Source organism: Pseudomonas sp. 7-41, from assembly GCF_021233075.1.
GTDB lineage: Bacteria > Pseudomonadota > Gammaproteobacteria > Pseudomonadales > Pseudomonadaceae > Aquipseudomonas > Aquipseudomonas veronii.
On sequence record NZ_CP089551.1, the window covers coordinates 6,109,755 to 6,133,571 of the forward strand.

A 23,817-nucleotide genomic window follows, 5' to 3' on the forward strand; every position below is an offset into this window, starting at 1 on the left:
TCAGGCTGGCGCAGCCTTCGCCTTGAGTCAGCCTGGCAACTCGATATGGATGCGACCGCCGCCCTCGGCACGATTATGGACACTCAACTTGCCACTATGGGCTTGGCAGATAGCGACTGCCACCGACAGCCCCAGCCCGCTGCCGCCTGCATGGCGAGAGCGCGAATGTTCGGCACGCCAGAAACGGTCGCACGAGCGCTCGATATGCTCCGGTGCGAAGCCCGGGCCAGCATCCTCGACGTCGAGCAGCACCCGGTCTTGCCGCTTGCTGGCCCGCAGCGCCAGATACCCCCCGGATGCTGCGTAGCACAGGGCATTGTCGAGCAGGATCGACAGTACCTGGCCTAAGCGGTCGCGATCGGCGATCAACATCAAACCGTCCGGACAGTCGAGGACGATGTTCACCGGTTGCTGTTGCAAGCGTGGCGCCGCCCAAGCCACTCGCTCTTCCATCAGGGACTTGAGTGCGAAGCTTGAGGGCATCAGTTGCAACTGGTCGGCTGTGGCCAGCGACAATAAGTACAGATCATCAATGAGCCGATTGAGCTGATCAAGCTGTCGCATGATCATGACCAACTGTTGCGGCGAGGCCTCGAATACGCCATCGATCAGACCCTGTAGCCGCCCCTTGGCAGCGGTGAGGGGCGTGCGCAGCTCGTGGGCGATGGCGGCGCTGGATGCCTGTAATTCCCGCTCCTGCCGCTCCAGGCGCTCAGCCATGTGGTTGAAATCGGCCATCAGGCTATACAGCGCTGCGGGGGCATCGCGCACGTTGCCTGCTCGTGACCGGAAGTCTCCGCCAGCGATGTGCATTGCCGAGATCGCAACGGCGCTGAGTTGGCGCGACAGGCGCAACGAGACCCAGATGCCGCCGCCGATAATCAGGGGGAGCGCAATCAGCGCCAGCCCGCTGAACCACAGCAGGTCCGCCCGGAGGACCTCTGGCGTGAAGTAATCGCCATAGAGGTATTGCCCATAGATTTCACGCAGGCGCTCGGCATTGGCGGCATGGTCGACTTCCAGGACCTTGAGTTCCTGGCGCACGGCCTCGGGCAGTGCGTTTCGCAGTTTGGTTTCCCACGAGAAGAAGCGTAACCACATGCCAGCCCCCACCACCAGCATGGCCGCCAGTGCCAGGCCGATCATGCGCAGGCTGATCCAGTACCAGAGTTGGCGGGAGAGTCCGTTCTTTGCCGTGCTCATGCCGGATTGCTGAAGCGATACCCCAGCCCCCGCACCGTCAGAACGACATCGTGAATGCCTACTCGCTCCAGCTTGCGTCGCAGGTTGTACAGGTGGGCATCGACCACTCGCTCCATCGCATCACTTTCGGGCAGACAGTTGGCGAGCAGCTCGGCACGTGTGTACATGCGCGATGGCGCGGCCATCATCATGGACAGTAGATTGAACTCGGTGCGCGTCAACTCCAGGGGTTGATTGGTGCCATTGATTTCAATGGTCGCCAGTGCCGCATTCAAATCAATGACCAAGTGATTATGCCGTAGCAAGGTCGACTGACCCTGACCACCCCCACGCCAACGCCGCAGCACCGCATGCACGCGAGCAACCACTTCCCCTGGGTTGTAGGGTTTGACCACATAGTCATCAGCACCGTACAGCAGGGAGTTGATGCGGCTGGGTTCGTGCCCAACAGCGGTCACCATAATGACTGGGGTCGCTGAGTGTTGGCGAATGGCAGTCAAAACCTCGTTGCCGCTGAGTCCCGGCAACATGATGTCCAGCAGCACCAGATCCGGCCGCCAACGCGCGTGGTAGTCCAAGGCTTTATGGCCATCTGCTGCATGTCGCGTCTGGAATCCATCCCGGCCAAGATAGGCCTCCAGTACTTCAGCCCCATCGAAATCATCCTCGACGATCAGTACTCGTCCTAAACTCACAGGTCACTCCTTCATGCGATCTTGATGGCTTGTTGATCGTTACTTGATATTTCGGTGCAACGATAATTGCGCTTCTGAATGCGGCCGTAAATCGTTGAGACGACTAAACGCTACCACTTGAAACAAAATCGACAAGCTTATTTTTTGAAATTTGTCAAGTTCTATCAAGTGTTGGCAATCAGGATGAATGGAGGAGGGACATATGGAAATATCACCAAATGTGGATCGCTGGGGTTTTCAGCGCTTCGTTGAGTCGTCGGTGTCAGAAGGGTTCCTGCGCGAGCCGGTCCTGATGGAAGGAATGTCTGGTTCGCGCATCACGCGCAATGGCCTGCCGTATGTGAATTTTTCGGGGATCAACTACCTCGGCTGGCAACAGGACCCGCAAGTGCTCGATGCGTTCTGTGAGTCGGTCAAACGCTATGGGCTTTCCACCGGTGGGTCGCGGGCGACGCAGGGTGTCTGCGAGCCACATTTCCGATTGGAAACGTTGCTCAGCGAGCATCATGGCAAAGACAAAACACTCACGTTTGCCTCAGGCATGCTGGCCAACCTTGGCTTCATCAATGCCATGACAGCGAAGTTCAATTTCTCCCCCAGCAGCGGCATTGACAACCGCGATGCCGTGCTGATCTTTGACCGTGATTGCCACTGGAGTCTCTGGAAAGCCGCCGCGCACCTTAAGTACGGCGAATCGCTGCTGTCGTTCAAGCATAACGATGTGGCCGACCTTGAACGTGTTCTGCAAAATATCGGAGATCGAAAGGCCATTGTGGTTTTCGAAAGTGTCTACTCCTCCGACGGGAGCGTGGCGCCTATCGGTACGATCCTGGATCTGTGTGAACGATTCAATGCCCTGAGCTATATCGACGACGCCAATGGCTTCATGGTGTATGGCGAGCCGCAGCGCAATTTCTACGAAGAGTTCCAGCACCTTCGCCGCGCCGATTTCATCATGATCTCATTATCGAAATCAGTTGGCCTGGAAGGCGGTGCGATCAGCGCCAACGCGGAGTACATCGACGCCTTTGAAGTACTGAGTGGAACGTCGATCTTCACAGCCGCCATTCAACCGCCAACGGCAGACGCAGCGGCATCCATCATCGAGCGCCTCAAGCGCGACCCTTCCATCATGGATGACTTCCTGCGCAGAAGCCTGGCGTTTCGCCTGCGATTGCTTGACGGTGGCCTGCAGCTCAATAGCACACCGTCTTACATCACCTCCGTGTTGATCGGCAAGGACAGCAAGGCCGAGCAAGTTCGGGAGCAGTTGGAGCAACAAGGCTTCTGCGTACCGATCTTCCGCTATCCGGCGGTCAAGCCCAATCAGGCACTGATACGGCTGATCCTGCACCGGCACCACACCGACGCGGAAATCGAGAGGTTTGCCCAAAGCCTGGAAAATCTGCTCGGTTGCGATGATTCATCCAGTCGATTGGGCGAGAGCCTGCTAGCGGCAGCGAACTAGGTCAGGAAGTCGCATATGACACGCATGGAACAGGTGGTGCGGGTCGGCTTGCCGGCCAGCACAAATGACACCACTTGGGCGGCGGAACATATTGAAATCAAGGACTCGATTGCGACGATTGACCGAACGTCCTGGAATCAACTGTGCAAGCCTCATCAGTTTTGCAGCCATGAGTATATGGCTGCCCTGGAGGCCAGCGGCCTGGAATGCCAGTACCTTTATGCGCTGGCCATTTCAAACGGTGAACTGGTCGGCGCTGCTGTAGCCACCCTATGGCGGATTCATCTGCCATATGGGATGTCATTGCGCGTCACAACCCTGGGAACGCCGGTCAATACGGGGTTGCCGCTGATGTTAGCGGTGACTGCGAATTCCATAAGCCTGCGATATGGTCTGGTGGCTGCGCTGGAGCGGGCGTCAATCAAGCGCGGCGTCCGACTGTTCGTCGGGCGGGATTTTCCGACATCCGATTACCTCCACAAGCAGGCGCTCGACAAGCTCTACAGCTGCGCGCATTTGGAGCTGCCCTGGACAGACTTTGAGCAGTATCTGGAGCAGCACCCCAAGCGCAAAAGCATACGCCGTGATCTGCGGTCGCTTGAAAAGGCAGGCTACTGTCTCGACATTCGCGAGGGTCAGGCACTGTCGACTGATGAAGCGCAGCGCTTGCACGCCTTATGGTTACAGCTGTATCGCAAACATCACTCGCCTGACCAGATCATGGTCACCGAAGATTTCTTTCTGCAAATGAGCCAGCTCGACCATGCGGTGTGGTTGCTGCTGCGCAAGGAAGGACGCATTGATGCGTTCGACCTCTGTTTTGTTCTGGGCGACCATCTGGAATCCACCTATTGCGGCGTGGATCTGGAGGCAACGAGTCGCCTGTCCATCCACCGCGCAATGGGCTACCACATCGTTCGCCACGCCATCGGCAAAGGACTGCGCAGCATTAACTTTGGTATTTCCAACGAGCAGGGCAAAGTCGAAATGGGCTGTCGCCTGCAAGCCTGTTACGCCTGGATGCAAGCCAATCCCAAGTGGCTCGGACGACTGCTTCGCATGATCCTGCATCGATTTGTGCTCAAGCACGACCAGGACAAGCTCGCGCAGGAAAACCTGACTGTGGAAGACCAGCGGTGAAGCGGCTGCTACACAAACATGGCGCCGGTCTTTTGCTCTTGACCGGTCTGCAATGGGTGATTTCGGTGGCGGATTGGATGCTGATCGTACTGCTGCAGATCGTGGTATTCGATCTGACCCAGTCGGCGTTCAACATCATGTTGCTGGTCATATGCGAGTTGATCCCGATGCTGCTGTTCGGCGCATGGGCCGGTGCAGTGGCCGATCGCACCGATCTCAAACGGGTACTGGTCTGGGCCTGTGTGGCGCGTCTGTTCATCATCCTGGCACTCTTGCTGCCGGCGATGCGTGGGCAGCTTATCCCGATCCTTGCCATTGCTGCCCTGGCGGCGACATGCAACCGGTTCTTCGTGCCGGGTGCCAGTGCCTTGTTACCCAGCCTGGTTTCGGCAGATAGGCTACCCGCTGCCAACGCCATCATCATGGCCGCGCGCATGTCAGGGATGGCCATCGGTACGCTGTTGGCTGGCGTGCTGGCCAGCCACTACGGGCATGGGGTGGCGGTTGTGGTAATTGGCGTGCTGCTGCTCATCGCCAGTGTCTTGTGTGTGTTGTTGCCCTCGTCCCATGTCAAGCGGGAGCAGGCCGATGAAGTAGGTATCTGGCGCGATTTGCGCACGGCGGTTTCACGCTATGGAACCAGCCTGATACTGCCCATGACGGCCAGTATGCTGGTGATGCTGGCCCTTGGCAGTTTTGAGATTCTTGCGCTTGTCTATGTGGTCCAGGTGCTGGAGCGTCCACCGGCCGATGTCGGGTTGCTGTTCGGCGCCTATGGTGTCGGCATGCTGGCTGGACTTGCTTTGTCGTCATGGCCCCGTGTCGGGCAGCAATATGGCGCATGGATGTTGATCAGTCTGACCCTGATATGTGCCTCTATCTGGGTTGTATCGAAAGTCGACAGCCTCGGTTTGGCATTGCCGTTGGTGGCTGTGACGGGGCTGGCGGAGGGGCTGGTCATTACCCTGAGCCTGTTGCGCATCTATCAGCAGGTTGCTGGGGATTTCTATGCCCGTGTGATTGCATTGCTGGATACCGGCACAGGCGCGGCCTTTCTTGTTTCGGTCATGCTGACAGGCGTCGTGGCCGATAAGGTACCGGCAAACATCTTGCTGCAAGGGCTCGCCATGACGCTCACCGGCTTGCTGCTGTTGGGGGTCATTGTGATGAAGGTGAGTACAGCCTGGCTTCACCTGAAAAAGGTGGAGCTCGAATAGAACACCGTTAATCACGCAGAGCACTGACGCCCGCTCTTTTGAAGAACACCCTCATACCGCTCCTGGAGTTCTCTAGGAAACATCCCGCAAGTGAAAAGGACCGATACTGCGGGTAGCTCAACCAATTGTCCCTTTTAAGTTGACAGTAAGACGCCTCCCAGCCGATTTATCCCCCACGTCCCGCCCATTAATCTGTGCCCATGTTGAACGCAACGCCCAACCCACTTAAACAAAAAAGGATTCAACCATGAGCACGCCAACCTACAACCGCTTGAACAAAGACGACGCCGTAGTCCTGCTGGTCGACCACCAGACCGGCCTGATCTCCCTGGTGCAGGACTTCTCGCCCAACGAGTTCAAGAACAACGTGCTGGCCCTGGCGGACCTGGCCAAGTTCTTCAACCTGCCGACGATCCTCACCACCAGCTTCGAGCAAGGCCCTAACGGCCCGCTGGTGCCGGAGTTGAAGGAGATGTTCCCGGACGCGCCGTACATCGCTCGCCCTGGCCAGATCAATGCGTGGGACAACGAAGACTTCGTCAAGGCGATCAAGGCCACCGGGCGTAAGCAGATCATCATTGCCGGTGTGGTGACGGACGTGTGCGTGGCGTTCCCGACGTTGTCGGCGCTGGCGGAGGGGTTTGATGTATTTGTGGTGACGGATGCTTCGGGCACCTTCAATGCCACGGTGCAACAGGCGGCGTGGAGCCGGATGACGCAGGCCGGTGCGCAGATGATGAACTGGTTTTCGGTGGCGTGTGAGCTGCATCGCGACTGGCGCAACGATATCGAAGGCCTGGGCAATCTGTTGTCCCAGCGTATTCCGAACTATCGCAACTTGATGAATGGTTATGCGGCGCTGACGGCGCAGCAGGCTCAGTAAGGCCGCCTGTCAGGACAAGCCTGACCAGCACCGCTGGCCAGGCTCATGTCGTCAAATCACCCGATACTCCCCTTCAATCACCTCACTTGAACCAAACGCTTGGCTCAGGTGCGTTTCCACCTCTGTCAGTTGCGCTTGACGTTTGCGCAAATGCTCAAGGTTGCCTTCTTGTTCCACTAGAATCTTCTCGAACCCCTTGATCTGCGGTGCAAAGATTTCCATCACCTTGTCGTGGTCTTTGAGCAGTTTCATGGGTTCAGCGAAGTGGCTCTTGACCACTTCGGCAAGGTCATTCTGCAGTTGTTTGAGTTCGGTTTCCGCGCGCTGCTGCTGGGCAACGCTGATGACGTCGGTCAGTACCTGGATGCCCGCGCCGATGGGCCCCGCCCAGCGGCTGATGTTGGCGGCCAGTTTGGTGGCTTCCCAGGGTTTGAACTTGTAGACATATCCGGTGAGGTTCTTGAGGGTTTCACGGGCAAGGAACACGCCGTTCTTAATGCTTTCGACCGGGATCTTCGAGACAGCACTCAACGCCCTGCTAGAGGCAGATAAGGCCGATGCAGTGATGCTGTCGGCAAAGTCCGACGAGCAGTCCAACTGATGTTCGATGCTGGCACTGATGCCATTCATGATGGTCGAGGACTGGTTGAATGCAGTGCTGAACAGGAGGTCGATGCGGAATCGCAACTTCTCTCCGATGTCGTTCTTGGTGAAGCCGATTTCCGCTTCAAGAAAGGCATGAACCTGATCACGCGGCAAGGTGCGAATGCTGTTGAGCAGGTCTTTTTCCAGGTTACTGAGCTCCTGGTAAAGATTACCGACGGTGGCCAGGACTTTGCGTTTGCCTTCGTCAATATCTTCCTGAATACGTGCCGAGTCACGACGCTGGTTGGCAGCAAGAAGTTCGAACCTGATCAGTTCATCCTTGGCGACACTGATTTTTTTGCCCAGCACATCACGGACCACATCGATTCCGGTTTTCTTGATCAGGGTTTCACGCCCGCTGCCGTCAAGAACGTGTTGGGTCACTCGTTTAAGCTCGTTGATCCGCGAACGCTGGTCATACAGATCCTTTTGTTCCAGCCAAAACTCCAGACCACGACTGTTGGGGTTGGACGCGACGCAGACCACGTTGACAGCTTTGCGCTCGGCGGGTGTCAAGTCAACAAAACGCTGTAGTTTGTCGAGTAGGTTGGTCTTCTTGATGGTGCTTTGTTGCTGAAATTCTTCAGCGTCGCGCAAGTCGGCCACTTCATCCATCTTATTAATGATGAAGATGGTCGAGCTCAATTTATTGAGGTCACGCAATACCCAGCGGACGATGTCCTGGTGGCTTTCCTTGAGTGGGTTCGTCGCATCGACCACGTAGAAAATCAGATGTGCTTCGGAGATGTAGTTCTTGGTGATATCGCCGTACTGGATCAGAGCACCGTTTTCCGCGGTTTTTTCCTTGTCACCAAAAAGACCGGGGGTATCGACGATTTCGCAGCGGTCTTGCAGGTTTTCGGGCCGGTAGATCGCGAGCGCGTCCGAAGACTCGTTTGTGTCGATCTTCATGTCCTTCATCACCTGGCCCAACCAGCCGGCAACTACACTGGTCTTGCCATCGGAGAACGCGCCCAGCAGGGCGATGCGCAGCGTATCGGCCTGGACATCACCAATGGCTTTTTTGATCTTGTCGATATCCTGGGCCACGTCCAACCCCAGTTTCTCCAGCTCACCTACCAGGTTCTGGAGGTTGTCGAGCGAGTGAATCACCTCGGTCTTGCTGGCGTTGAACTGCTTAAATTGTTCCATGGGGCTTAGCTTCCACTTGATTTTTCAACGCCTGGATAGAGGCAATTTTTTCGTCGAACAAGGCGCCGACGTCAGCCATTTTGCGACGCTCATCATCCAGCGGGCTCAGGGTTGAGCCTTCAATCTGGGTCTTGATTTGCTCCAGCATGGCCTGGGTATCCCGTTCGAACGTCTTTTCGCTCGCAACGCGTTCTTTCTTGATGGCTTCGGTGATATTGGCTTGTGCTTCGGTGATCTTCTTGTTGCGTCCGCCGAAGAGGTAACTCAACCCTGCGGCAAGGATTCCGACGACACCGCCGATCACGGCGCCAATGATGTTACCCACCCCAGGGAAGAAGAACGTACCGATCGTGAAACCACTCGCGGCATACCCTCCGATACTCAGTAGGAAGCCGCCGAAGTCGGAAAAGTTGAAGTCGATTGCATCCATCGCGCTGGATAGCGAAATTGAACTACTGGCCGCGGTGTTCAAGCGTTGTTGAAAACTAACCCGCTCCGCGTTCTCTTGCAGACGCTTGAGTGCCCGCTCAATATTTTGTGACAGTTGCTGCAGAACCTCTTCCTGGCTCTCTTCCAGACGTTTGGCAAGCTGTTCTTGGCCCGCACTGACGTGTACCTGGATCACCCGCTCTACTTCATCCTTATCACTGAAGTGCTCTTCGACCGCTGCACGTGCGGCACTACTCAGGTCATTGAAAAAAATACCGAGGGCATTGCTGCGGCGTTTGGTGAAGCTGGTTTTCAGCTCTTCAAAACTGAGCCGAATGGATTTCTGACACTCTAGGATTTCCGCACTGATCTTGTCGGAAAATGCCTGGTGCTCATCCCGTTGTTTCTTCAGATCATTCACGGTGTCTTGCAGCAAACGCAGCACTTTGCGCTTGTTGCTTTCAACGATATCAACCTCAAAGTTGGCGCACGCCTGGCCGATGACTTCGTGCAACTGGTCCAGCTGGCTGAAACTGCGCATAGCTTGGCGGCTGGAGAAGTCCTGCTGATAGGCTCGTTGCGACTTCAGCAGGTCAGTACGGCTGGGGTGGATACTGGTCAGGCCGCGCTCATCAAATGCTACGCCGGTCAGGCCGAGCAACCCTTGCAGACTCTGGCAACCACTGACCAATTCGGCGCCGAGAATGTCTTCGAGCACCTCGCGGGTCTGCTGGCGGGTTGCGAGTGCGTCCTTGTGGGTACGCTCCAGCGACTCGCGATCGGTGTCGAACTCATAGGAGTCCGCCTTGCCGCGCAGGTTGCAGATGGCGTAAACCTTGGCGTCACGGTTGAGGTAGTGTTTGATCTTTTGGGCCGTCTCGGCCTCCGGTTTCTTATTGGTACCGTTGACGTAAAACACCAGGTGGGCCTTGGCGATAGCCGCCTGGACCATCTTTTCATACTTGCTTTCGTTACCCTCGATACCGGGAACGTCGATCAGGTGGAAGCTCTTGCCCTGATGGTTGAACTCGTAGATCACATTATCCTGGGTGAAATCCGCACGACCAGTCCCGACGATTTCACCGTCGATCTGTTCGGCACAGCGCTGCAGGCGCTCCAGTTCTTTCTGCTGTTTCAGCAGGGTCGGCAGCCTGTCGCTGACCAACTCGCTCAAGGAATGTTGTTCGCGCATGGTGGTGTCCGGGAGTCGACGAATGAGAAATAAGTGCCGGGCAAAAAGACGCCGACCTTAAAGCAATTGGGCGTAACCCAAGACTCCCGCGATGACACCGAACGCCAAACCCACGGCCAGACCGATCACCAGTTTCACTGTTGCACGCCGCTCTGAAGCAATGCGCGCAACCTCAGCCTGGCGCTGACTTTCGAGCAATTGCGATTGGCTGGCTTGCAACTGAGCACTTTGCTCCGTCAGTTGCTGCTGACTGCGCTGGCAGTCGCTGCGTGCGCCTTGTAACTGCTGACCAACCTGTTGCAGTTCACCCCGGACCTGGCCCAGCATGCTCTGGCTTTCACTCAGGCGCGTTTCGGTGCCTTGCAGCGCTTGGCGCGTGTTATCCAAATCGCTCTGGGCATGATTAAGCCGCTCTTTGCAGAAGGTGTAATCCTGCTGGGTATGCTCAAGTTGCTGGCGGGTGCTTAACAGGTCGCGCTGGGTCTGGTTGACCAGGGCGCCAATGTCGTCCCCCAGCGCGGCAACGTCTTCGCAGAAGCTGACATAACGCGTACTGAGTTCGTCAATAAGCGCGTCGCTTTTCTCCGAGAACACCGCCTGGATATCACTGACGGTGGCCTGGTTTCTTTTGATCAGCGCCTGGCGTTTCTTTTCTTCAAACAGAATGCGCAGGCTTTCAATGATCGTGCTTTTCCCAGCGTTTGTTTCGCCGAAGAAGGCGATGGTGAAGTTGTCCCACTCGGCATGTTTCTCGAGATAGGTAATCTCGGAGTCGAACCGCAACTTCATTTCGCCGAGTTTTTCTTTAACGCTGGCGAGGTGGGCATTGCCCTTGTCGTTACTGACATCAAGCCTGGAAACGTCTTCCAGTGCAGTGGCGATATCACTCGCCACACGCGCATACAGCTTGGAGAAATCCTGAGCCTTACTCATATCGTCCCTTAATAATGTATCCAGGTGTACTACGCTTCAGGTGGCTAAGTTGCATTTTGCCATCATCGGTGTCAAGTTGATCGGCAGTACACTGCAAGATCCAATTAGCGGCGGTCCGGCTAAGACGTTCCCAGCCTACTCTTCCTGCGCAATCATCCCCTGCAAAATCCCCACCTTCCTCTGCAACTGCTTGATATGCGCCTTCTCAGCGCGCAGCGCAGAACGCAACTCCCGGTTCTCAGCCTCATAGATCCGCCCCCAGCGCGCGTTCCGGCGGCAGGTAAGCGCCATTTTCCAGAGTTCACGCAGCCTCAAGTATTGCAACAGGAGCACCAGCAGGATGCTCCCCAACACTACCAATGCCCCTGTCGACACTGCTTCTGCCATAGTCATGCGTACTTCCTTGCGTGTACTCGATTTGTTTAAACGACAGCCACACGATATGTAGCAATAGACGACAGGTCTAGAATGTAGACTTATACAGGTAAAGTATTCGCACACGTCACGAGGGGATGGAACGCATGCATTCCATTGAACAGGTTTGCTCGGGACTGGCACTTCGCCACTGCTTGATCGAGATTGGCGCCCGGCAGGAGGGCCGGCAGACCACGGGGCACTTGATCCAGAGCGTTGGTAGCAAACGCCGGCAGGCCGCCAACGACATCAATATGCACATCACCGAACATGCGCCTCAAAACCTTACACATGACAAAAAAATAACCGGCTACGTGCCAAGCAAAACGTTCCAGCCGCTGTTCATCGGTGACGAATCTCAAGCACTTGAGACCGGGGTTTTATGAGTAACCGGGCAAAACGTGGGGCAAGCCGCATCGCGCTATTGCCCTTGACTCTCCCCTATACGGCAGCCCCTACCCTGCAACCCCGTTTCAGGACTCATCCCCATGGCTCAGCGCATTCTGGTCATCCTCGGCCATCCCTCCAGCACCAGTTTCTGTTCGGCACTGGCGGACACCTACATCCAATCGGCCAAAAACGCCGACCATGAAGTACGCGTCCTACGGCTGGGCACGCTGGCTTTCGACCCGGTGCTGCATCACGGTTACACCGACATTCAAGCCCTGGAAGCCGATTTGCTCGGTGCCCAGGCAGATATCCTGTGGGCCACCCATTTGGCGTTTGTCTTGCCGATTTGGTGGGGTGGTATTCCGGCGTTGATGAAGGGCTTTATCGATAGAGTTTTCCTACCCGGCTTCGCCTTCAAGTACCGTGCAGGCAAGGCATTTCCTGACAAGCTGCTGCATGGCCGAACCGCGCACTTGCTGGTGACGCTCGATACGCCGCCATGGTATTACCGCTGGTTCTACCGCATGCCGGGTATTCATCAGATGCGCAAGACGACGCTGGCGTTTTGCGGCATAACGGTGACCAAGACCTTGTTGCTCGGGCCGGTGCTGGGTTCCACGCCCGCGCAACGCGCTCGTTGGCTGACGCGGGCCGGCGGATTATTTGGAAAAGGGCGTTTTCATGTTCATCGGCAAAGCGGCGCAACTGTCGGGCACGACCATCAAGGCGATTCGTCACTATGAAGCGATCGGCCTGCTTCCCAGCCCGCAGAGAGCGGGGCGGTATCGGGTCTATTCGGCGCAGAGTGTCGAGCTGCTGATGTTGATCAAGTGTGCTCAGCAACTGGGTTTCAAGCTCAAGGAGCTACAGGCCATTTTGCACGGGCACCAGGGCGACGCGCTGCCCTGGGCGCGCGCGAGCCAGGCGATTGCCCGCAAGCAGGAGGAGCTGGCGCTGCAGATGGCGGCACTGCAGAAGATGCAGGCCGGGCTGGTCGAGTTTGACGCGATGCTTAAACACTCAAACCAGAATTGCACGATAAGTACAAATTAGACAATAAATATAAATCAGGTTAGTGTCGCGCTTTCGTCCCGTTGATATTCAGGAGCGCGCCATGACCACACTCTCGGACTTCAAGCTTAAAACCTGCGTTCCCCTGCAGGAGCGTGCGTGATGAGCGCGGTGCCACTGGCGGTTTACGAACTCAGCGCATTGCGCGCCACGCTGTCGCGCCAAGACATGCTGCACGCGGTGGAACAGGCATTGATCAGTCACTCCGACGGCCGCATCGTGGCCCCGCCGCCGGGGGTGTTGTTGTTTGAAAACCCGCCGGGGGACTGTCATATCAAGTCCGGCTACGCGAAAGACGGTTCGGTGTTTGTGGTCAAGCTGGCCATGGGCTTTTATGAGAATCCTTCCCGCGGCCTGGAGACCAATAATGGCCTGGTGCTGGTGTTCGATTCTCACACCGGCAAGACCCGCGCCATCCTCAACGACGAAGGCTGGCTGACCAGTTGCCGCACTGCCGCCGCCGGTGCCTTGGCCGCACGGGCCGGGGCGCCCGCACGGGTGAGCGCGCTAGGCATTCTCGGCAGCGGGCATCAGGCGCAACTGCAGGCGCGCTGGACCTGCGAACTGCTGGGAATCGAGCGTGTGGTGATCTGGGGACGCTCTCCCGAGCGGGCACAACACCTCGCCAACGCACTGCAGCAAGCTGGGTTGAAAGCCCAAGCAGCCGACAGCGTTGAGGCTGTTTTCGCACAGTGCAATCTGGTGATTACCTGCACGCCGTCGACCCAGGCAATCGTACCGGCCGACGTGGTGCGTACAGGCACTCATATTGTCGCCCTGGGCGCAGACAGCCCAGGCAAACAGGAACTGGACCCGTTGCTGCTGCAGAGGGCACGGGTGCTCATGACCGATGACCGTGCCCAATGCCTGGACCATGGCGAAATGAGCCACGCAGTACGGGCCCATTTGATCAGCGACCAGGCCGACGTTTCCCTCGGCCATGTGCTGGCCGGTAAGGCACGCGGGCGTTTCCGCGACGATGACCTGACCATCGCCGACCTGACCGGGCTGGCCGCTCAGGACATCGCACTGGCGACTCTCGCGGTGCAGCGCATGCAGGCCGTGGACTGACAACTGTTCGGACGCCTGCGTACAATCACCGTTCCTTTTTCCTGTGCCCGGTTAACCCATGGTCGATATCGCATTCATCAAGGCAACCGCCGACGGCATCGCCGCCCTGCTCTATCCGGACCTGGAAGCCGTGGTACACGACCTGTACACCGGGCGCATTGCCCACATCGCCAATGGCTTTTCCCGACGTCAGGTCGGGGATGAATCGCTGATCACTGACCTGGCTGAGTTGGCTGCCGGACCCGACACCGTCGGGCCGTATGAAAAGACCGGGATCAACAGCCGTCAGTTGCGTTCGATCTCCCTCGTCGCCCGTGCCGCCAACGGTGAACCCTGCGCCTTGCTGTGCCTGAACTTCGATGTGACCGCCCTGGCCCAAGTGCAGAAACTGATCAGCGGCTTTGCCGTAGGCCAGCAGTCCCAGGGGCGCCCAGAATCGCTGTTCAGCGGCGATTGGCGGGAAAAACTCAATGAGATCATCGAAACCCTCGCCGCCGAAAATCATTTGAAACCCGCCGATTTCGGCCGTGGCGAAATCATCCAGGTGCTGGTGCAGGCGCGGGAGCACGGCCTGCTGGATGTGCGTAACTTTGTCGACTACGTCGGCGACTACTTCAAGATTTCCCGGGCCAGTGTGTATAACTATTTGCGCGCCGCGGCGGCGCAGTAACAGGCGACCGCGCAATCGGCTCAGTCGCCCCGTTCATTTGCCCCCATCCCCCATGTCTGCTAGTGTCGCGCCGGTTTACCGTCTACCGGAATAGCCGCCATGGCCCGCAAAAAAGTTGCACTCGATTTCGAACAATCCCTCGCCGACCTGCAAACCCTGGTCGAGCGTCTGGAGAACGGCGAGTTGTCGCTGGAAGACTCGCTGACGGCGTTTGAACAAGGCATCGGCCTGACCCGCGACTGCCAGAGCGCGTTGGCGCAGGCGGAGCAGAAGGTCCAGGTGTTGCTCGAACGCGACGGGGAGTTGGCCGAAGAACCTTTCGATGCGGAACAGCCCGAATGATCGACGCGTATCAGGCCAGTAGCCAAGCCCGGGTCAATGCGGCGCTGGAGCCCTTGTTTGTTGCGCCAAGCCCGGAAATGAAACGGCTCTACGAGGCCATGCGCTACAGCGTGATGAATGGCGGCAAGCGGGTGCGCCCGTTGCTGGCCTATGCGGCCTGCGAAGCCCTCGGCGCGCCTGCCGAACAGGCCAACGGCGCGGCCTGCGCGGTGGAGTTGATTCACGCCTATTCCCTGGTGCATGACGATTTGCCGGCGATGGACGACGATGACCTGCGTCGCGGCCAGCCGACCACCCATAAAGCCTTTGACGAAGCCTGCGCGATCCTCGCCGGCGATGGCCTGCAAAGCCTGGCGTTCAGCGCATTGCTCGACCCGAGTTTGAGCAGCGTGAATGCCGAGATCCGCTTGCGCATGGTCACCACCCTGGCGGTCGCCGCAGGCCCCGCCGGGATGGTCGGTGGCCAGGCCATCGATCTCGGCTCGGTGGGCCAGAAGCTCGATCAACAGGCCCTCGAACACATGCATCGGCACAAGACCGGCGCCCTGATCGAAGCCGCCGTCCACCTGGGCGCCCTGGCCAGTGGGCGTGCCGAAGCCGCGCAATTGGCGGCCTTGCAGGTTTACTCCGGGGCCATCGGCCTGGCGTTCCAGGTGCAGGACGACATTCTCGACGTAGAAAGTGACACCGCCACCCTGGGCAAACGCCAGGGCGCCGATATCGCACGGGACAAACCGACTTATCCTGCGCTGCTCGGGCTGGATGCCGCCAAGGCCTATGCCCTGGAACTGCGCGACCAGGCCCTGGCCGCCCTGCTACCTTTCGACGCAGCAGCCGAGCCCCTGCGAGACCTGGCGCGGTACATCGTCGAACGTCGTCACTGATAACCGCGGCCATTACAGCCACATATCGGTCAAGTTCGGTGCTCTGCGTGGGCAGTTTGCGATGCTTGAGGTAAACTGCCGCCTCTTCTATACCTATAACGATTCGCCTGATGCCCACGACGTTTCAAGAGATTCCCCGCAAACGCCCGTCCACGCCTCTGCTCGACCGTGCTGTCACGCCGGACGGCCTGCGTCGTCTGGGTGAAGCCGAGCTGGTAACCCTGGCCGATGAATTGCGCCTGGAATTGCTCTACACGGTCGGCCAGACCGGTGGGCATTTCGGTGCCGGCCTGGGCGTCATCGAGCTGACCATCGCGCTGCATTACGTGTTCGACACCCCGGACGACCGGCTGGTGTGGGACGTAGGCCATCAGGCGTATCCGCATAAAATCCTCACCGGCCGTCGCGAGCGCATGAGCACCCTGCGCCAGAAGGACGGCATCGCCGCCTTCCCGCGTCGCTCGGAGAGCGAGTACGACACCTTTGGCGTCGGCCACTCCAGCACCTCGATCAGTGCCGCGCTGGGCATGGCGATTGCCTCGCGCCTGCAAGGCAGCGATCGCAAGGCGATTGCGGTGATCGGTGACGGCGCGCTGACCGCCGGCATGGCCTTCGAGGCGCTGAACCATGCGCCGGAAGTGGACGCCAACATGCTGGTGATCCTCAACGACAACGACATGTCGATCTCGCGCAATGTCGGCGGCCTGTCCAACTACCTGGCGAAGATCCTTTCCAGCCGGACCTACGCCAGCATGCGCGAAGGCAGTAAGAAAGTGCTGTCGCGCTTGCCCGGCGCGTGGGAAATCGCCCGCCGCACCGAAGAATATGCCAAAGGCATGCTGGTGCCCGGCACGCTGTTCGAAGAGCTGGGCTGGAACTACATCGGCCCCATCGACGGCCACGACCTGCCGACCCTGATCGCCACGCTGCGCAACATGCGTGACCTCAAAGGCCCGCAGTTCCTGCACATCGTCACCAAGAAAGGCAAAGGCTTCGCCCCGGCGGAAGTCGACCCGATCGGTTACCACGCGATCACCAAGCTCGACCCCCTGGACGCCCCCGCCGCCGCGCCGAAAAAAGCCAGCGGGCCAAAGTACTCCGGTGTGTTCGGCGAATGGCTGTGCGACATGGCCGCCGCCGACCCGCGCCTGGTGGGGATTACCCCGGCGATGAAGGAAGGTTCCGACCTGGTGGCGTTCAGCGAGCGTTTCCCGCTGCGCTACTTCGACGTCGCCATCGCTGAGCAGCACGCGGTGACATTCGCCGCAGGCATGGCCTGCGAAGGCGCCAAGCCGGTGGTGGCGATCTATTCCACCTTCCTGCAGCGCGCTTATGACCAGTTGGTGCATGACGTCGCGGTGCAGCACCTCGACGTGCTGTTCGCCATCGACCGCGCCGGCCTGGTCGGCGAAGACGGCCCGACCCACGCCGGCAGCTTCGACCTGTCCTACCTGCGTTGCATCCCCGGCATGCTGGTGATGACGCCGAGCGACGAAAACGAACTGCGCAAGATGCTCAGCACCGGCCACCTCTACAACGGCCCGGCCGCCGTGCGCTACCCGCGCGGCACCGGCCCGAACGCAGTGATCGAAAAAGACCTGGCGCCGATCGAAATCGGCAAGGGCATTGTGCGACGCCAAGGCAGCAAGACCGCGTTCCTGGTGTTCGGCGTGCAACTGGCCGAAGCGCTGAAAGTCGCCGAGAAGATCGACGCCACCGTGGTCGACATGCGTTTCGTCAAACCGCTGGATGAAGCGCTGGTGCGCGAGATCGCCGCCGGCCACGAACTGCTGGTGACGGTCGAAGAAAACGCCATCATGGGCGGTGCCGGTGCGGCGGTCAGCGAGTTCCTGGCGCGCGAGAACATCCTCAAGTCGGTGCTGCACCTGGGCTTGCCGGATGTGTACGTCGAACACGCCAAGCCGGCGCAGATGCTCGCCGAGTGCGGGCTCGACGAGGCGGGTATCGAGGCGTCGGTCCGCGAACGCATGACACTCCTGGGTTTATAACCCCCCGAGACTTCTGCAGGAGCGAGCTTGCTCGCGAAAAACGTCAACGATGACGCGTGCACTCTGTATGCACGCGGCGTCCTCAGGTTTTTCGCGAGCAAGCTCGCTCCTACAAAAAGCTATGGACCGCTCTATGAATCACCTGCGCCTTGCCCTGCCCTTGCTGCTTCTGCCAGCCCACGACCTGCTCGCCGACAGCCGCGACGCCGCGCTGAAACTCCCCGACGTGGTCATCAGCGCCAACCGCCAGGTCCAGGCGCGCAACGACAGCAGCGCCGCCAACACCGTCTTCACCCGCGACGACATCGACCGCCTGCAACCCACCAGCCTGACCGACCTGCTCAGCCGCGTGCCCGGCGTGCAAGTGGCGCCCACCGGCGGCCGTGGCAGTTTGCCGGGCATCTACCTGCGCGGTACCAAGTCCGCGCAAAGCCTGGTGCTGGTGGACGGCCAGCGCATCGCCAACGCCACCTCCGGCGACAGCGGCCTGCAATACCTGAATGTGGACCAGATCGAGCGCGTCGAAGTGCTGCGCGGCTCGCGCTCGGTGATCTACGGCAGCGATGCAATTGGCGGGGTGATCCAGGTGTTTACCCGGCGCAACGCCGAACAGGGCCTGCAACCGCGCCTGCGGTTGGGCTTCGGCAGCCACCAGAGCTGGGAGCGTAGCCTCGGGCTGTCCGGCGGCGACGAACACACGCGCTTCAACCTGGGCGCGAGCCTGGATGAAAGCGCCGGCATCAACTCGACACACACCTCGTTTCCCAGCGATGGCGACCATGATGCCTACCGCAACCAGTCCGTTAGCCTGAACCTCAGCCACAGTTTCAGTGACGAGCTCGAAGCCGGTTTCAATCTGTTGGATAGCCGCGGCAAGTCGGAGTACGACGTCAGCTTCGGCCAGAAACCCTACACCGACTACGCCGTGAGCAGCGCCAGCAGCTATGTCGACGCGAGCCTCACCGAGCGCTGGCAATCGCGCCTGGAGCTGGGCCACAGCGAGAACCGCGATACCAAGCGCGATACGCTCAGCGATGAGTTCAGCGTGTTCAACACCTACCGCGACTCGCTCAACTGGCAGAACGACCTGACGCTAAATGACCGCAACAGCCTGATCCTCGGCGGTGACTGGTACGAAGACCGCTTCCACGGCTCCACCACCTTCACCGAAAACAGCCGCTGGAACCGCGCCGCGTTTGTGCAGCATCGTTTCCACAGCGAATGGTTTTCCACCGAACTGGGCCTGCGCCATGACCAGAACCAACAGTTCGGTAGCCAGAACAGCTGGAGCGGCACCCTCACCGTGCCGATCAATCCCGACAATGATGTGCTGCTGAGCTACAGCGAAGGCTTCCGTGCGCCGACCTTCAATGACCTCTATTACCCGGAAACGCAGTACAGCAACAGCAACCCCAACCTTCAGCCCGAGACGTCGAAGAGTTACGAACTGCAATGGCGCAGCCAGCTCGGCGACCACACGCGCCTGGAAACCTCGCTGTACCGCACCGACTTGAGCGACGCGATCATTCTCGACGGCGGCAAACCGCAGAACGTCGCAGCGGCGCGGATCAATGGTTTTGAAGCCGCGCTCAAGCACGAGCTGTTCGGCTGGCAGGGCAACCTGGGCGTTTCGCTGATCGACCCGCGCGACCGCGACAGCGGCCACACCCTCGCCCGCCGTGCGCGGCGCACCCTGAACCTGGACCTGGATCGGCAATTCGATCAACTCGGCGTCGGTGCGAGCTGGCAGGCGATTAGCAGCAGCTACGACGACGAAGCCAATCGCAATCGCCTGAGCGGTTATGCCTTGCTCGGGCTGCGCAGCAGTTGGGCGCTCAGCCGGGAAGTGGCGCTGTCGCTGAAAGTCGATAACGTGCTGGACAAGACTTACGCTCGGGCACGTTACAGCTATGACGATCCGGCGTTCCTGAACAATCAGGACTATCGGGAAGAAGGTCGGGTGTGGAGGGTTGGCGTGACCTGGACGCCGACGCTCTGATAGAAACGTCGGCGTGCCTGCGATTGCGTCAGCGGTTCGGCGCAATCACCTGACACAACCGCGCCAAGGCTTCCAACATCTGCCCGCTCGGCCGTTCCAGGCCTTTGTCCGGCACCAACAGCAAACGCCCCTGCGCCACCGCCGCCAGCTGCGGCCAGGCTTTCCAGGCATCCAACTGCGGTTGATCCGCCGCCAGAATCACCCCGGGGTTGCGCTGCAGCACCGCCTCGACGCTGACCTGCGGCGCGGGCAGCGTGAGGTCGTCGAACACATTGCGCGCGCCGCACACACTCAGCGCATCGCTGATGATCTGCCCACCGCCCACGGTGTACAAAGGCGGGCTCCACACTTGGTAAAACACCCGCAGGGGTTCGGCACGCTGATAGCGCTGGCGCAACCCGGCCAGGCGTTGGCGCAACTGCGCAGACAATTGCCGGCCGGCGTCGGCGCGCCCCAGTTGCTCGGCGATGGCCTGGACCTGCTGGGTCAGTTGTTCGAGGTTATGGGGTTCGGCGACGTAGACCGGGATATTCAGGCGCTGCAACTGTTCACGCTGGGCCGGGTCGATGCTGCCGGGCCAGAGCAGGATCAGGTCGGGCTTGAGGCTGAGCAAGCGCTCGATGTTCAATTGCCCATAGCGCCCGACCGACGCGACCTTCGCCAGCGCCGCTGGCCGCTCGCCGCCGTCGAGCACGCCCACCAACAGGTCGGCAGCGCCCAGTTCAACCACGATTTCCGACAGCGACGGCGCCAGGCTGACCACCCGCTCGACCGCCAGGGCCTGGGCAGCGAACGCCAGCAGCAGGAGCGCCAGCCAGCGAGGCTTCATCCCAATTGACGCGGGATGCGGTAGAGGTAAAACAACACCAGGGTCGACAATGCCAGCAGGAACAACGGCACCGCTTCCAGGCCGACGAATACCGCCAGCGCACCGACCCAGGCCGGCACGGAGGCAATCAGCAACGCCGTGCGCCGACGGGCGGCGAGGGTGATCCAGGCCGCCGGCTCTTCTGCGGTATCGAGGGCTTTAGAGGTGGCGATCAACGCATGTTTATAACCATGAAAATAGCGCAGGCTGAGAAACATCGAGGCCACGCCGGCAATGAAGAACGGCATGGCCAGCACCGGCAACAGCGGTTCGGCCTGAGCGAACACCAGGTTGATCACGAACAATGGCAGCAACGCCAGCGCCAGGTACTGCCACCAATTGAAGGACAGTCGCCGTTTCACCTGGCCTCGAGTCACGCGCGGTCGACCTCGCCCTGGTGCTCGTTACCCATCATGTGGTCGAGCTTGCTGGCTTTGGTCGCCAGGTAGAGCTTGTTGTGCGGGTTGTGCCCGGTGTGCAGCGGCACGCGCTCGGCGACGGTGATGCCCATCTCGGTCAAGGCTTTGACCTTGCGCGGGTTGTTGGTCATCAGGCGCAGGGATTTCACGCCCAGGTGCTCCAGCATCGGCAGGCAGATGCCGTAGTCACGCTGGTCGGCGGCAAAGCCCAGGCGCTCGTTGGCTTCAACGGTGTCCGCGCCGCCGTCCTGCAACTCGTAGGCGCGGATTTTATTCAGCAGGCCAATGCCACGACCTTCCTGGCGCAAGTACAGCAAGATGCCGCGGCCTTCATGGGCGATGGCGCGCATCGCCGCTTCCAGTTGCGAACCACAGTCGCAGCGCTGGCTGAACAGCGCGTCGCCGGTCAGGCACTCGGAGTGGATGCGGCCCAGTACCGGCGCGCCATCGGCGATATCGCCCAGGCTGAGCACGACGTGCTCGCGCCCGTTGGCTTCTTCGAGGAAGCCATGCATGGTGAACATGGCAAAAGGGGTAGGCAGCTTGGAAGCAGCGACGAAAACGACGGGCACCGTGTGCTCCTGATTTCAGATTTCACAGAGGCGGGCATTGTAACAGCACGTTCCTACAGACGCTTAAGCTGAATTATCGTTGATAAAGATCAATCGGCTCGATTGGCCTTCGTCTCGGTTCTATGCAGGTCTGAATGCTGACTCAGGGCGTCTCGCGAAAATGTTGATAACCGCGAACGGCCGGGGTGATGTCGCGCCCGTTCGCGTCGAGCAGCGTCACGCCCTGCCCCGCCTCGACCCGGCCGATCACATGCACCGGCCAGCCGCCCGCCAGCAACGGTGCCAGCGCGGCCGGTGGCAGGGTGAACACCAACACATAGTCGTCGCCGCCACTCAAGGCCGCCACCCGCGCCGCGTCATCGCCGACAAACGCGAGCAAGGCCTTGGATAACGGCAGTCGCTGGCGCTCGACCAGCAGGCTGACAGCCGATGCCTTAGCGATATGCCCACAATCGGCCAGGAGCCCGTCGGAAATATCCATTGCAGACGTCGCCTTGCCCCGAAGGGCAACGCCCAGGGCCAACTGCGGTTGCGGCGACCAGTAATGCGCCAGCAGCGGGTCGGCGATGCCGGCCTCGGCGCTGCGCTGGCCCAGCACCAACGGCAGCGCTCCCGCCGCGTTGCCCAATTCCCCGCCCACACACAGCAAGTCACCCGGCCGCGCACCGCTGCGGGTCAACGCTTGCCCGGCCGGCACACGGCCGAACACGGTCATGGTCAGGCTCAGCGGCCCGCGCGTGGTGTCGCCGCCGACCAGGCCCACCCGACAGCTCTGCGCCATGGCGTTCAAACCCTGGGCATAGCGTTGCAGCCAATCGGCATCGACGGTGGGGGTTGTGAGGGCCAGGGTAAACGCGATGGGGTCGGCGCCCATGGCGGCCAGATCGCTCACCGCCACGGCCAGCGAGCGCTGGCCGAGCAGGAACGGATCACAGGGGTCGGCGAAATGCACGCCGGCCACCAAGGTATCGGTGGAGATTGCCAACTGCTCCCCGGCGGGGAGCGCCAGCAAGGCGCAGTCATCGCCGATCCCCAGGGCAATGCCCTCGCCGCCCTGCGCACAAGGCGCGGCGGCGAAGTATTTGCGGATCAGCTCAAACTCGCCCATCGAGAACTCAAGCGCGGATCAGCGCTTGTGTTCCTTCACTTCGGCTTCGCGCAGGCGCGGGGCCAGCTTGTCGAGCACGCCGTTGACGAACTTGTGACCGTCGGTCGAACCGTAGACTTTCGCCAGTTCGATGCCTTCGTTGATCACCACGCGGTACGGCACGTCGACGCGCTTGAGCAGCTCCCAGGTGGACAGGCGCAGTACGGCCAGTTCAACCGGGTCCAGCTCGTCGAGGGTCAGGTCCAGGCACGGTGCCAGCGCGATGTCGATCTCGGTCTTATTGGCCGGGACGCCGTGCAGGATGTCGTGGAAGTAGCTGGCATCGACGTCACTGAAATCGTTATCGACGCGAAATTGCGCTTCGATTTCGTTCAGCGAGGTTTTCGCCATGTGCCACTGATACAGCGCCTGGGTCGCAAGTTGACGCGCTTCGCGACGCTTGACGCTCTTGGACGGCTTGCCGGCGTCGGCTGGGCGTGGGTCGCGCGGGTTGAAACGATCGCTCTCGTCGGAAATCACTTGGCCTCCAACTGCGCCAGCAGGCTGACCATTTCCAGGGCGGACAGGGCAGCTTCAGCACCTTTGTTACCGGCCTTGGTGCCGGAACGTTCGATGGCTTGTTCGATCGAATCCACGGTCAGCACGCCGAATGCAACCGGTACGCCGAACTCCATGGACACCTGGGCCAGGCCCTTGGTGCATTCGCCAGCCACGTATTCGAAGTGCGGCGTACCGCCACGAATGACCGCGCCCAGGGCGACGATCGCCGCGTATTCACCCCGTTGCGCAACTTTTTGCGCAACCAGTGGAATTTCGAAGGCGCCAGGGGCACGGATGATGGTGATGTCGCTCTCGCTCACACCGTGGCGAACCAGGGCGTCCACGGCACCGCTTACCAGGCTTTCAACCACGAAGCTGTTGAAGCGGCCAACCACCAGGGCATAGCGGCCTTTGGGGGCGATGAAGGTACCTTCGATGGTCTTCAGGGTCATTCGACAAATCTCTTAAAGAGCCGGGACGCGAAAAGTGCGTCCCTCAGTGAT

25 protein-coding genes are annotated in these 23,817 nt (G+C 59.8%); 13 read left to right on the plus strand and 12 right to left on the minus strand.

Translation table 11 applies throughout. The features are described from left to right. Positions 1-27: 27 nt before the first annotated feature. Together LQ249_RS27815 and LQ249_RS27820 are read right to left on the minus strand one after the other, a co-directional pair. The gene (locus tag LQ249_RS27815; RefSeq protein ID WP_046381910.1) at positions 28-1,203 is read right to left on the minus strand and encodes a sensor histidine kinase; all 1,176 of its coding nucleotides are present in this window, start codon (positions 1,201-1,203) and stop codon (positions 28-30) included. Then, positions 1,200-1,898: a response regulator gene (locus LQ249_RS27820; protein ID WP_046381909.1), complete on the minus strand. Its 699-nt coding sequence runs from the start codon at positions 1,896-1,898 to the stop codon at positions 1,200-1,202. The genes LQ249_RS27815 and LQ249_RS27820 overlap by 4 nt, the downstream gene beginning before the upstream one ends. Before the next feature lie 220 nt (positions 1,899-2,118). Between LQ249_RS27820 and LQ249_RS27825 the strand changes: the two genes are divergently transcribed. The 4 genes from LQ249_RS27825 (at position 2,119) to ycaC (ending at position 6,606) form a co-directional block, all read left to right on the plus strand. After that, positions 2,119-3,366 carry an aminotransferase class I/II-fold pyridoxal phosphate-dependent enzyme gene (locus LQ249_RS27825; protein WP_200806983.1) on the plus strand — a complete coding sequence of 416 codons (1,248 nt, stop codon included), beginning with the start codon at positions 2,119-2,121 and terminating at the stop codon, positions 3,364-3,366. Between the two features lie 15 nt (positions 3,367-3,381). After that, positions 3,382-4,506, plus strand: a complete 1,125-nt coding sequence (locus tag LQ249_RS27830) for a GNAT family N-acetyltransferase (RefSeq protein WP_057005490.1) — start codon at positions 3,382-3,384, stop codon at positions 4,504-4,506. Continuing rightward, a complete protein-coding gene (locus LQ249_RS27835; protein WP_057005489.1) occupies positions 4,503-5,723 on the plus strand; it encodes an MFS transporter in 1,221 nt (406 codons plus the stop codon). Before LQ249_RS27830 ends, LQ249_RS27835 begins: the two co-directional genes overlap by 4 nt. Before the next feature lie 247 nt (positions 5,724-5,970). Next, positions 5,971-6,606 (plus strand): isochorismate family cysteine hydrolase YcaC, encoded by a 636-nt coding sequence (ycaC, locus tag LQ249_RS27840; RefSeq protein WP_232566041.1) that lies wholly within the window; start codon positions 5,971-5,973, stop codon positions 6,604-6,606. 51 nt (positions 6,607-6,657) lie between these two features. Here the strand turns inward: ycaC and LQ249_RS27845 are convergent, their stop codons facing one another. The 4 genes from LQ249_RS27845 to LQ249_RS27860 form a co-directional block, all read right to left on the minus strand. Next, positions 6,658-8,403, minus strand: coding sequence for a LeoA/HP0731 family dynamin-like GTPase (locus LQ249_RS27845; protein WP_046482512.1), 1,746 nt, complete (start codon positions 8,401-8,403; stop codon positions 6,658-6,660). Next, complete coding sequence (locus LQ249_RS27850) at positions 8,390-10,006, minus strand: GTPase (protein ID WP_232566042.1); 1,617 nt, start codon at positions 10,004-10,006, stop codon at positions 8,390-8,392. The genes LQ249_RS27845 and LQ249_RS27850 overlap by 14 nt, the downstream gene beginning before the upstream one ends. 75 nt (positions 10,007-10,081) lie before the next feature. After that, positions 10,082-10,957: a DUF745 domain-containing protein gene (locus tag LQ249_RS27855; protein WP_046482516.1), complete on the minus strand. Its 876-nt coding sequence runs from the start codon at positions 10,955-10,957 to the stop codon at positions 10,082-10,084. A gap of 135 nt (positions 10,958-11,092) precedes the next feature. Next, positions 11,093-11,350: a hypothetical protein gene (locus LQ249_RS27860; protein WP_232566043.1), complete on the minus strand. Its 258-nt coding sequence runs from the start codon at positions 11,348-11,350 to the stop codon at positions 11,093-11,095. 128 nt (positions 11,351-11,478) lie between these two features. On the opposite strand from LQ249_RS27860, the gene LQ249_RS27865 reads away from it, so the two are divergent. The 9 genes from LQ249_RS27865 (at position 11,479) to LQ249_RS27910 (ending at position 19,807) form a co-directional block, all read left to right on the plus strand. After that, positions 11,479-11,757: a hypothetical protein gene (locus LQ249_RS27865; protein WP_442962248.1), complete on the plus strand. Its 279-nt coding sequence runs from the start codon at positions 11,479-11,481 to the stop codon at positions 11,755-11,757. A 102-nt stretch (positions 11,758-11,859) separates the two neighbouring features. Continuing rightward, positions 11,860-12,504, plus strand: coding sequence for an NAD(P)H-dependent oxidoreductase (locus tag LQ249_RS27870; protein ID WP_046381898.1), 645 nt, complete (start codon positions 11,860-11,862; stop codon positions 12,502-12,504). Beyond that, a complete protein-coding gene (locus tag LQ249_RS27875) occupies positions 12,443-12,814 on the plus strand; it encodes a MerR family transcriptional regulator (RefSeq protein WP_057005484.1) in 372 nt (123 codons plus the stop codon). The genes LQ249_RS27870 and LQ249_RS27875 overlap by 62 nt, the downstream gene beginning before the upstream one ends. A gap of 120 nt (positions 12,815-12,934) precedes the next feature. Continuing rightward, positions 12,935-13,903, plus strand: coding sequence for an ornithine cyclodeaminase (locus tag LQ249_RS27880; protein ID WP_232566044.1), 969 nt, complete (start codon positions 12,935-12,937; stop codon positions 13,901-13,903). A gap of 58 nt (positions 13,904-13,961) precedes the next feature. Continuing rightward, positions 13,962-14,573: a helix-turn-helix transcriptional regulator gene (locus LQ249_RS27885; protein ID WP_232566045.1), complete on the plus strand. Its 612-nt coding sequence runs from the start codon at positions 13,962-13,964 to the stop codon at positions 14,571-14,573. A gap of 99 nt (positions 14,574-14,672) precedes the next feature. Then, positions 14,673-14,915, plus strand: coding sequence for an exodeoxyribonuclease VII small subunit (locus tag LQ249_RS27890; RefSeq protein ID WP_003176346.1), 243 nt, complete (start codon positions 14,673-14,675; stop codon positions 14,913-14,915). After that, complete coding sequence (gene ispA, locus LQ249_RS27895) at positions 14,912-15,799, plus strand: (2E,6E)-farnesyl diphosphate synthase (protein ID WP_232566046.1); 888 nt, start codon at positions 14,912-14,914, stop codon at positions 15,797-15,799. The genes LQ249_RS27890 and ispA overlap by 4 nt, the downstream gene beginning before the upstream one ends. Positions 15,800-15,909: 110 nt before the next feature. After that, the gene (gene dxs / locus LQ249_RS27900; protein WP_046381896.1) at positions 15,910-17,808 is read left to right on the plus strand and encodes a 1-deoxy-D-xylulose-5-phosphate synthase; all 1,899 of its coding nucleotides are present in this window, start codon (positions 15,910-15,912) and stop codon (positions 17,806-17,808) included. Positions 17,809-17,941: 133 nt separating this feature from the next. After that, complete coding sequence (locus LQ249_RS27910; RefSeq protein WP_232566047.1) at positions 17,942-19,807, plus strand: TonB-dependent receptor domain-containing protein; 1,866 nt, start codon at positions 17,942-17,944, stop codon at positions 19,805-19,807. Between the two features lie 28 nt (positions 19,808-19,835). Here LQ249_RS27910 and LQ249_RS27915 read toward each other — a convergent pair whose 3' ends face one another. The 6 genes from LQ249_RS27915 to ribH form a co-directional block, all read right to left on the minus strand. Then, positions 19,836-20,636, minus strand: a complete 801-nt coding sequence (locus LQ249_RS27915; protein WP_232566048.1) for a cobalamin-binding protein — start codon at positions 20,634-20,636, stop codon at positions 19,836-19,838. Further along, a complete protein-coding gene (locus LQ249_RS27920) occupies positions 20,633-21,052 on the minus strand; it encodes a nuclear fragile X mental retardation-interacting protein 1 (RefSeq protein ID WP_046482536.1) in 420 nt (139 codons plus the stop codon). Before LQ249_RS27920 ends, LQ249_RS27915 begins: the two co-directional genes overlap by 4 nt. After that, positions 21,049-21,666 carry a GTP cyclohydrolase II gene (gene ribA, locus LQ249_RS27925; RefSeq protein ID WP_017849574.1) on the minus strand — a complete coding sequence of 206 codons (618 nt, stop codon included), beginning with the start codon at positions 21,664-21,666 and terminating at the stop codon, positions 21,049-21,051. Before ribA ends, LQ249_RS27920 begins: the two co-directional genes overlap by 4 nt. A gap of 142 nt (positions 21,667-21,808) precedes the next feature. Beyond that, positions 21,809-22,774 carry a thiamine-phosphate kinase gene (thiL, locus tag LQ249_RS27930; RefSeq protein ID WP_079444802.1) on the minus strand — a complete coding sequence of 322 codons (966 nt, stop codon included), beginning with the start codon at positions 22,772-22,774 and terminating at the stop codon, positions 21,809-21,811. Positions 22,775-22,792: 18 nt separating this feature from the next. Continuing rightward, entirely contained in the window at positions 22,793-23,293 is a 501-nt protein-coding gene (gene nusB / locus LQ249_RS27935; RefSeq protein ID WP_017849576.1) for a transcription antitermination factor NusB, read from the minus strand. Next, a complete protein-coding gene (gene ribH, locus LQ249_RS27940) occupies positions 23,290-23,766 on the minus strand; it encodes a 6,7-dimethyl-8-ribityllumazine synthase (RefSeq protein ID WP_017849577.1) in 477 nt (158 codons plus the stop codon). The genes nusB and ribH overlap by 4 nt, the downstream gene beginning before the upstream one ends. Positions 23,767-23,817 lie beyond the last annotated feature (51 nt).

Coding starts and splice junctions, on each gene's coding strand:
- ycaC (WP_232566041.1), top strand. CDS start 5,971: ATGAGCACGCCAACCTACAACCGCTTGAACAAAGACGACGCCGTAGTC.
- thiL (WP_079444802.1), bottom strand. CDS start 22,774: ATGGGCGAGTTTGAGCTGATCCGCAAATACTTCGCCGCCGCGCCTTGT.
- LQ249_RS27885 (WP_232566045.1), top strand. CDS start 13,962: ATGGTCGATATCGCATTCATCAAGGCAACCGCCGACGGCATCGCCGCC.
- LQ249_RS27830 (WP_057005490.1), top strand. CDS start 3,382: ATGACACGCATGGAACAGGTGGTGCGGGTCGGCTTGCCGGCCAGCACA.
- LQ249_RS27880 (WP_232566044.1), top strand. CDS start 12,935: ATGAGCGCGGTGCCACTGGCGGTTTACGAACTCAGCGCATTGCGCGCC.
- dxs (WP_046381896.1), top strand. CDS start 15,910: ATGCCCACGACGTTTCAAGAGATTCCCCGCAAACGCCCGTCCACGCCT.
- LQ249_RS27870 (WP_046381898.1), top strand. CDS start 11,860: ATGGCTCAGCGCATTCTGGTCATCCTCGGCCATCCCTCCAGCACCAGT.
- ribH (WP_017849577.1), bottom strand. CDS start 23,766: ATGACCCTGAAGACCATCGAAGGTACCTTCATCGCCCCCAAAGGCCGC.
- LQ249_RS27845 (WP_046482512.1), bottom strand. CDS start 8,403: ATGGAACAATTTAAGCAGTTCAACGCCAGCAAGACCGAGGTGATTCAC.
- LQ249_RS27890 (WP_003176346.1), top strand. CDS start 14,673: ATGGCCCGCAAAAAAGTTGCACTCGATTTCGAACAATCCCTCGCCGAC.
- LQ249_RS27865 (WP_442962248.1), top strand. CDS start 11,479: ATGCATTCCATTGAACAGGTTTGCTCGGGACTGGCACTTCGCCACTGC.
- LQ249_RS27860 (WP_232566043.1), bottom strand. CDS start 11,350: ATGACTATGGCAGAAGCAGTGTCGACAGGGGCATTGGTAGTGTTGGGG.
- LQ249_RS27915 (WP_232566048.1), bottom strand. CDS start 20,636: ATGAAGCCTCGCTGGCTGGCGCTCCTGCTGCTGGCGTTCGCTGCCCAG.
- LQ249_RS27910 (WP_232566047.1), top strand. CDS start 17,942: ATGAATCACCTGCGCCTTGCCCTGCCCTTGCTGCTTCTGCCAGCCCAC.
- LQ249_RS27855 (WP_046482516.1), bottom strand. CDS start 10,957: ATGAGTAAGGCTCAGGATTTCTCCAAGCTGTATGCGCGTGTGGCGAGT.
- LQ249_RS27875 (WP_057005484.1), top strand. CDS start 12,443: ATGTTCATCGGCAAAGCGGCGCAACTGTCGGGCACGACCATCAAGGCG.
- LQ249_RS27815 (WP_046381910.1), bottom strand. CDS start 1,203: ATGAGCACGGCAAAGAACGGACTCTCCCGCCAACTCTGGTACTGGATC.
- ispA (WP_232566046.1), top strand. CDS start 14,912: ATGATCGACGCGTATCAGGCCAGTAGCCAAGCCCGGGTCAATGCGGCG.